Annotated in this window: 8 protein-coding genes; 3 read left to right on the top strand and 5 right to left on the bottom strand. The window is 40.1% G+C overall.

Going from position 1 to position 6,959, the window contains the following annotated elements; translation table 11 throughout:
* Positions 1-72: 72 nt before the first annotated feature.
* Complete coding sequence (locus tag MMY95_RS14695; protein WP_015641133.1) at positions 73-759, top strand: N-acetylmannosamine-6-phosphate 2-epimerase; 687 nt, start codon at positions 73-75, stop codon at positions 757-759.
* 138 nt (positions 760-897) lie between these two features.
* On the opposite strand, the gene MMY95_RS14690 is transcribed toward MMY95_RS14695, so the two are convergent.
* Positions 898-2,103 carry an FAD-dependent oxidoreductase gene (locus MMY95_RS14690; RefSeq protein ID WP_003646217.1) on the bottom strand — a complete coding sequence of 402 codons (1,206 nt, stop codon included), beginning with the start codon at positions 2,101-2,103 and terminating at the stop codon, positions 898-900.
* Between the two features lie 466 nt (positions 2,104-2,569).
* On the opposite strand from MMY95_RS14690, the gene MMY95_RS14685 reads away from it, so the two are divergent.
* Positions 2,570-2,941, top strand: coding sequence for a TIGR02328 family protein (locus MMY95_RS14685; protein WP_003642922.1), 372 nt, complete (start codon positions 2,570-2,572; stop codon positions 2,939-2,941).
* 195 nt (positions 2,942-3,136) lie between these two features.
* Here the strand turns inward: MMY95_RS14685 and MMY95_RS14680 are convergent, their stop codons facing one another.
* The 3 genes from MMY95_RS14680 to MMY95_RS14675 all read right to left on the bottom strand — a co-directional run bounded on the left by MMY95_RS14680 (position 3,137) and on the right by MMY95_RS14675 (position 4,276).
* Positions 3,137-3,685, bottom strand: a complete 549-nt coding sequence (locus MMY95_RS14680) for a folate family ECF transporter S component (RefSeq protein ID WP_003646218.1) — start codon at positions 3,683-3,685, stop codon at positions 3,137-3,139.
* Positions 3,686-3,879: 194 nt separating this feature from the next.
* Entirely contained in the window at positions 3,880-4,014 is a 135-nt protein-coding gene (locus tag MMY95_RS16015) for a hypothetical protein (RefSeq protein WP_003643581.1), read from the bottom strand.
* Positions 4,015-4,030: 16 nt separating this feature from the next.
* Positions 4,031-4,276, bottom strand: coding sequence for a GlsB/YeaQ/YmgE family stress response membrane protein (locus tag MMY95_RS14675; RefSeq protein ID WP_003643582.1), 246 nt, complete (start codon positions 4,274-4,276; stop codon positions 4,031-4,033).
* 345 nt (positions 4,277-4,621) lie between these two features.
* On the opposite strand from MMY95_RS14675, the gene MMY95_RS14670 reads away from it, so the two are divergent.
* The gene (locus MMY95_RS14670) at positions 4,622-6,076 is read left to right on the top strand and encodes a catalase (protein WP_104796035.1); all 1,455 of its coding nucleotides are present in this window, start codon (positions 4,622-4,624) and stop codon (positions 6,074-6,076) included.
* A 157-nt stretch (positions 6,077-6,233) separates the two neighbouring features.
* Here the strand turns inward: MMY95_RS14670 and MMY95_RS14665 are convergent, their stop codons facing one another.
* Positions 6,234-6,671, bottom strand: a complete 438-nt coding sequence (locus MMY95_RS14665; protein WP_003642927.1) for a Spx/MgsR family RNA polymerase-binding regulatory protein — start codon at positions 6,669-6,671, stop codon at positions 6,234-6,236.
* Positions 6,672-6,959 lie beyond the last annotated feature (288 nt).

Raw genomic sequence — 6,959 nt, 5'->3', positions numbered from 1 at the left:
GTCTACATTGCCTCAATTTGCATCTTACTTAAGTAGTTTTCAGACGGACCCTAGTAGAAAGCGGTCTTTTTTATGAAAAATACATTCTTAAATACAGTTAAGGGATCATTAATTATCTCGTGTCAGGCGTTACCTAATGAACCACTGCATAGTTCATTTATTATGTCACGAATGGCCCTTGCCGCTAAGGAAGCTGGGGCCGCGGGTATTCGCGCTAATTCCGTTGTTGATATTCAGGCCATTCAAGACGAAGTTGATCTACCGCTCATTGGTTTAAGCAAAGTCGACTATCCCGACTCACCTGTTTACATCACGCCAACAATCAAAGAGATGCGAGCCGTTGCTGCTACGGGCTGTGCCGTAGTTGCCTGCGATGTCACGGGTCAGCCGCGTCCTAACGGTGAAAAATTGGCGGAGATTGTGGCCACCATGCGAACAGAATTCCCTGATACCCTCTTGATGGCTGATACTGATACCATCGAGAACGTCAAAGTAGCGGATAGGTTAGGGTTTGATATTATTGGGACCACGATGCACGGCTACACACCAGCCACGACTGGTGCCAACATTGCTGATAATGACTTCGCCTACTTAAAGGAAGTCCTCCAAGCCACATCACGCCCTGTTATCGCTGAAGGTAAGGTGGATACGCCCGAGAAGATGAAACGTTGCCTTGACTTAGGGTGCCACGCGGTCGTTGTCGGGGGCGCCATCACCCGGCCACTCGAAATCGCACAACGCTTCATTAGCGCCTTATAATTTTAGACATTAAAAATAAAAGCCAGTCGTAAGCAAAATAACTTACGGCTGACTTTTCATTTGTTACTGAACCATCGTTAATGATGGTCGATTTGTCCTGACGTACATTCACAATAGCGCAAATGTCTCATCCAGATACTATCCCTCTTGCTCTCGAATGGAACCTACCAAATCATCCGTGGCTGGAGCGTTCGCAAGCAATGCGCGAACATCATCAAGGTTCACCTTAACATTCCAAACTAAAACACCAACTAACTTACCGGCATCTATGAAATAAACAAGCGATCCATGCGTTCGCCGATCAAAAATCAATTGCAATTTAGGATCAATATTACCGATTGCTTGCCAGGAAATATCAAAAATCATGGAATAGAAGTATGGGGTATGTTGATAGCTCATGTGAGCACCTGCCATATTACGGCCAACTAATTCACCAGAAAGTCGGGCGTGGTCCACGTGCTCAATCCGTTGCCGACCCAAGATGTGATCTGGATAAGAGGCAATATCTCCAGCAGACCAGATGGCTGGGTCACTAGTATTGAGATACTCATCAACTTTCACACCACCATCAGCTAAATCCAAACTACTATCTTCAGCCAAACTAATCCGCGGCGTGACACCTAACCCAACAATAATCGTATCGGCTGCGATCGCCGTACCATCCTTTGTCAATAGAGTCAAATGATCACCTTGGCGTTGATATGATTGGACAAACTGACCACTCATCAGTGTGACACCATTACGTTTGAACGTTGCTTCATACTCAGCCCGAATGGACTCAGGAAATTTACCCTCGCCCAGCGCTTTTTCTGGAAAAATCATCGTAACTTTAGTCCCATTTTGAGTCAGTGACGATGCGAGCTCTGTACCAACATATCCACCACCAATGATCACAACTCGCTTGTTCGGACCACTAAATTTACGTAACTTGCGATAATCTGACCACTGTCTAAAGACTAGCACATGTGGATCAGCAGGTCCCTGGATTTGTCGAGGTTCTCCGCCAGTTGCCAGCAATAGCTGTTCATACTTGATTTGCTCACTATCAGTCAATGTAATGACCTTATCTTGCCGATTAATAGCCGTAACCGTTGTCTTGAACTTAAAAGTCACATTAGGATAATCTTCAGCACCAATCCGAATGTTCTCTTCAGTAAACTCATCATCTAGCCATAGCTTTTTACTCAGTGCCGGCCGTTCATACGGAACATCCGCCTCTTGCGAAATAACTAAGATTGCGCCCTCTGGATCTTCCTGTCGAATTCCCTTGATGGCATAGCCAGCAACCATTCCGCCACCAACAATGACGTATCGATAGTTGTTTGTCTGATCCAAATCACTCATTTAATCGCCTCCATAACTTTACTTTTTCTAGGACCATTGTAATATAAAAACGCCATGATTCGAAAAATGACGCTCAAGATTATTAATCATTGATTCCTTTTATCAGAACAATAATTTTATTTGCATACCGTCAAACATCTATCAAACACCGCTGTGATCAAAATTAAGAACTGCTGCTAGCACAACATAAAATAATATTATTTTTAATTACTCAACCCAACTTTCAAGGTAAGCATTCTAAGGAATGTTTGATCATATCAGTTGTTGCTATGGCCGTTTTTTTGATCTTGTACTAAACTATTGATCAATTCGCTATGCTATAATAATTGCGAATATTCACTTTAACTATCCGTCGTTTACAATCATCACCCGTTCAAAAGTATCAGTATATTCGGCATCATAATGATGAGTTGGTCCTTTTAATATTCACCTGTTAATTTTAAAATTCGATAAGGGAGTGTGGCCTATGCGTCTATGGCATGAACAATTAATCCATCAATTACCACGACAACAATTACTAGGTCAACACCGTGAGCTTGCCGCATTGAGAGGCAATGGTTGGGGTAAAAATCATGCAACCGTTAATTATGTTTTCAAATATTCCCCTTACAAGTTGTATCAATTTCATGTATTAGTGATGGATGAAATGCAACTTCGCGGCTATCATCCTAATAAAATATGGTATGATCCAAATTATCGTGGGCAGTTTTGCCCGCCTTATGATCACCTCACTCCTATTGCATTAACAACACCAATCTATCCAGAACACAACGCCAGCTACTTAGCAGAATGTGTCCGCAATTTAGCTGCTAAGGGAATTATCATGCCCACCACATAGCCGCTCTTTTATTTTGCTGGGTACCAACTCAACCATCGATACCCAAATTGTTTTTCCGCAGTCATAATAAGGCCAGTTAATATTAAAAAAGGTTGAACTAGACTTGAAGTGCAATAGAAAAGTTAGACTTATTTGTTTAACGATTGTAGCGCGTTTCATACCGTGTTCAACCTCTTTTTGTAGCATCCATCGATATTATCTAAGCCTCATTCTATCAAAAACGTGTCGTTTTTCTAACGCCTTAATGAAGTAAAAAATAGCAATCACCTGTAATGGTATCTGAATGATGACGCGTGCCAATCTTCCCAACAATAACACTTTAAAATTAGTGCCAAATAGCACTGAAATTAGCCATGAGTCCATCATCAAACTAACAAAAATCATTACAAGTATTTGCGTCATCACAACGGATAACCAATTGACTGATTTACGATATAAAAACAAACCGTCAATAAATCCCCCTAAAAATGCAGTTAACAAAAAGGCAATCTGAAACGCGCCGGAACCAAAAATAGTAAAGCTTAATATATCGGAGATCATCTCCAAGAGACCACCCCAAATGGGACCATATAGATAACCAATACAAGCCATAGACAAAAAGCCAAAAGATAATTGAAAATACGCTGGTCCGATAGCAATTTTGTATAAAATAACGTCTAAGGCCAATAAGAAAGCCGATGTAGTCAGCACTAATAAATTCATTTTTGGCAACTGAAAAACATTTTTCGCAATAAGTTTAGACATAGGCCAATCCTCTTTTTTTGATTTTAATCATACCCTCATTCTTAATAAAAGTAAATATTACTTTTATTCGATTGAAGGTAGTTTAAAATCGTCGCTCTTGATTTAGTTCCTTGAACTCAATGATATTACTCATACTAAAAGCCACTAACAGGTCAACTAGTACACCCATCAGTGGCTCATTGTAAAATTAATTTTTATCCATGTAACTTATCTTGTAATTTATCACCCAAGTTATCAATTCCCTTAGCAGTAAGTACGGTCCCACCAATAAGAACACCACTTACGATTAAGGTTGCAGCTAAACAAAACTTTAAAATGCTTTTAATCATCGCAATCATCTCCTTACTAATCCATCCGTGTCAGAACAAATGAGGTTATCGCAACAACAATCACACCACCAATAATTGAAGGAACAATTGCCATTCCGGCTAATTGTGGTCCCCATGATCCCAAAAGAGCTTCCCCAATTGCAGATCCAACCAATCCGGCAATAATATTACTAATCCACCCCATCGATTTACCTTTATTAGTAATAGCACCTGCAATTGCACCAATAATAGCACCAATGATCAAAACCCATAACCAATGCATAAAATCCCTCCTAGACTTATTAAACCGCTTAAATACAATAATAGAATTACACGAATATTTAAGCCGATTCATAAATGATTACTTCTTATAATTATCATTTTACAATTATCGATAATGATAGACAAATATAACACATTATTTAATAAATGGGTCGCTACTATTTCTCATGTGACGATTCCGGGTGGCCTAGAAAATATCAAACAGCTTGATAGCTGATTAAAATTAAACTACGCCACATGAACGATTAACTTAACTGTGCATAATGATTGAAGTCACTCTGTTAAGGTGTTAGCGTTTAAATTGTGCAAGAGCTTTCTTGTAATTTACGTGAAAAGGGCGATTAAAATGACGGAAAAATTAACGACGGAAACCGGCCAACCATGGGCTAACAATGAACATTCCCAAACGGCAGGAGCTCGTGGTCCCGTATTAATGCAAGACTATAATCTTTTGGAAAAACTAGCCCATTTTGATCGTGAACGAATTCCAGAACGGGTCGTTCATGCTAAGGGGGCCGGAGCAAAAGGTTTTTTTGAACTTGAAAACGACATGGGGGAATATACTAAGGCAGACTTATTTAATGGTGTCGGTAAGAAAACTCCCGTAATCTTAAGGTTCTCACAAGTTGCCGGTGAAAAAGGTTATCCTGACACCGCTCGAGACGTGCGCGGTTTTGCCTTAAAATTTTATACTCAGCAAGGCAATTATGATCTCGTTGGAAACAACACACCGGTCTTTTTTGTAAACAACCCTTTAAAATTTCCTGACTTCATCCATTCACAAAAACGGGATCCTAAAACGAACCGTCGTACGCAAAATATGCAATGGGATTTTTGGGCTCATTCTCCAGAATCATTGCACCAGGTCACTTATTTAATGGGCGACCGAGGTCTTCCTGCGTCCTATCGAACCATGAATGGTTACGGTTCCCATACTTTTAAATGGGTTAATCAGAATGGCGAACAGTTTTGGGTTAAGTATCACTTCATCTCAGACCAAGGCGTTAAAAATATGACTGCTCAAGCAGCTGAAAAAGCAATGAGCCAAGATTTAGATTACTTACAAGATGACTTATATGATGCAATTCAAGAAAAAAATTACCCATCATGGACGATGTATGTCCAAATCTTGCCATATGAGGAAGGTCTAAACTATAAATGGGACATTTTTGATGTCACTAAAGTCATCTCCCACAAAGACTATCCACTAATTAAAGTCGGCAAACTAACTTTAAATGAGAATCCCACTAATAACTTTACCGATATTGAAGAGGCGGCCATGTCGCCAGCAAATTTTGTTCCTGGTATCGAACCATCTCCCGACAAATTACTACAAGGTCGCCTATTCTCCTATAAAGATGCACAGCGATATCGGTTAGGTGCCAACTTTGAAGATTTACCCGTGAACAAGCCGGTTGTTCCAGTTCATAATTATGAACGTGATGGTTACATGAAAATTAATAATCAAGGTGCTGAGGTCAACTACGAGCCTAATGCACTGCATGGGCCAGAAGAGATGCCGGATGCCGCACTTTCACCTGATTCTGTTCGTGGTGAAACACGCGCACAGCCTTATCGCTATCAAGTTGATTACACAACTCAAGCAGGCGACCTATATCGCTTAATGTCAGAACCCGAGCAAGAACGCTTAATTAATACTATCAAAGATGCGTTAGGCCAAGTTACTTTGCCTGGTGTCAAAAAACTCGAAATCAAGCAATTTTATGAGGCCGACAAAAACTACGGTACACGCGTGGCTAATGCTCTGGGAATGAATATTGCTGATATTATCAGTGATTAATATTTTGACCGGATGTTATCCAGCGCGATATTATTTTTGTTATAAAGAATGATGATGCCGTCTCATGGTTATTAACTAAAGAGCGACAGGTTAGACTCATATCGTGTAAGTCTAGCTTGTCGCTCTTTAATTAACAAAAAATCTTAGATATAGCTTACTACTCGACCATCCTTTTATTAATAATGTGATCCCCTGTATTACCATCTAGACGACTCAACAATGCATTGAACTTTAGTCGCCGAACTGGTCGTGGAATAAATTGGCGAATATCATCTTCATTAAAGCCAACTTGAATTTTACTATCACTAATGATGATAGGCCGACGTAACAACTTCGGATGATCACACAACAATTTAAGTGCCTCATTCAATGGCATTTCGGGTAACTTAGGCGCAATTTCAGGATAGTCTTTAGATCGAGCTGAGATAATATCGTCTACACCATGTTCGGTTAAACTCAAAATACGTTTTAGATCTTGCACCGTGGGCGAATCAACACTAAAATTTTTCTCCTTGAACTCAATCCCATGTGCTTCCAACCATTGCCGTGCAACTCTAGAAGAATGACAGCTTGATTGTGTATATAACCTAATCATTCCTAATCTGCCCCTCTCTCGTTAAAATTCATCACAGCGTATTGATCGACATTAACTTCTGCCTGTCACAACATCCTTTAAACTAAACGCATTCGTTACTGTCATGACCAATCCAATACCCCGTGAACACATCTTTATTATAGGCTCTGAACAAGGGACATACCGACCGTTTTAAGACGAATAATCTGAGGATAATCGTTTTAAGTACACTTTTAAACGGTTTAGGAAAGAACGTAAGCACCCAATAACAGACCGGCAAAATTAATTGAGCCATCACCTCGAATTTTG

It is taken from the genome of Lactiplantibacillus sp. ME-2 (assembly GCF_022549155.1).
Classification (GTDB): domain Bacteria; phylum Bacillota; class Bacilli; order Lactobacillales; family Lactobacillaceae; genus Lactiplantibacillus; species Lactiplantibacillus plantarum.
Note: the sequence above shows the minus strand (reverse complement) of the source record. Positions and strands in the feature narration are given on the sequence as shown.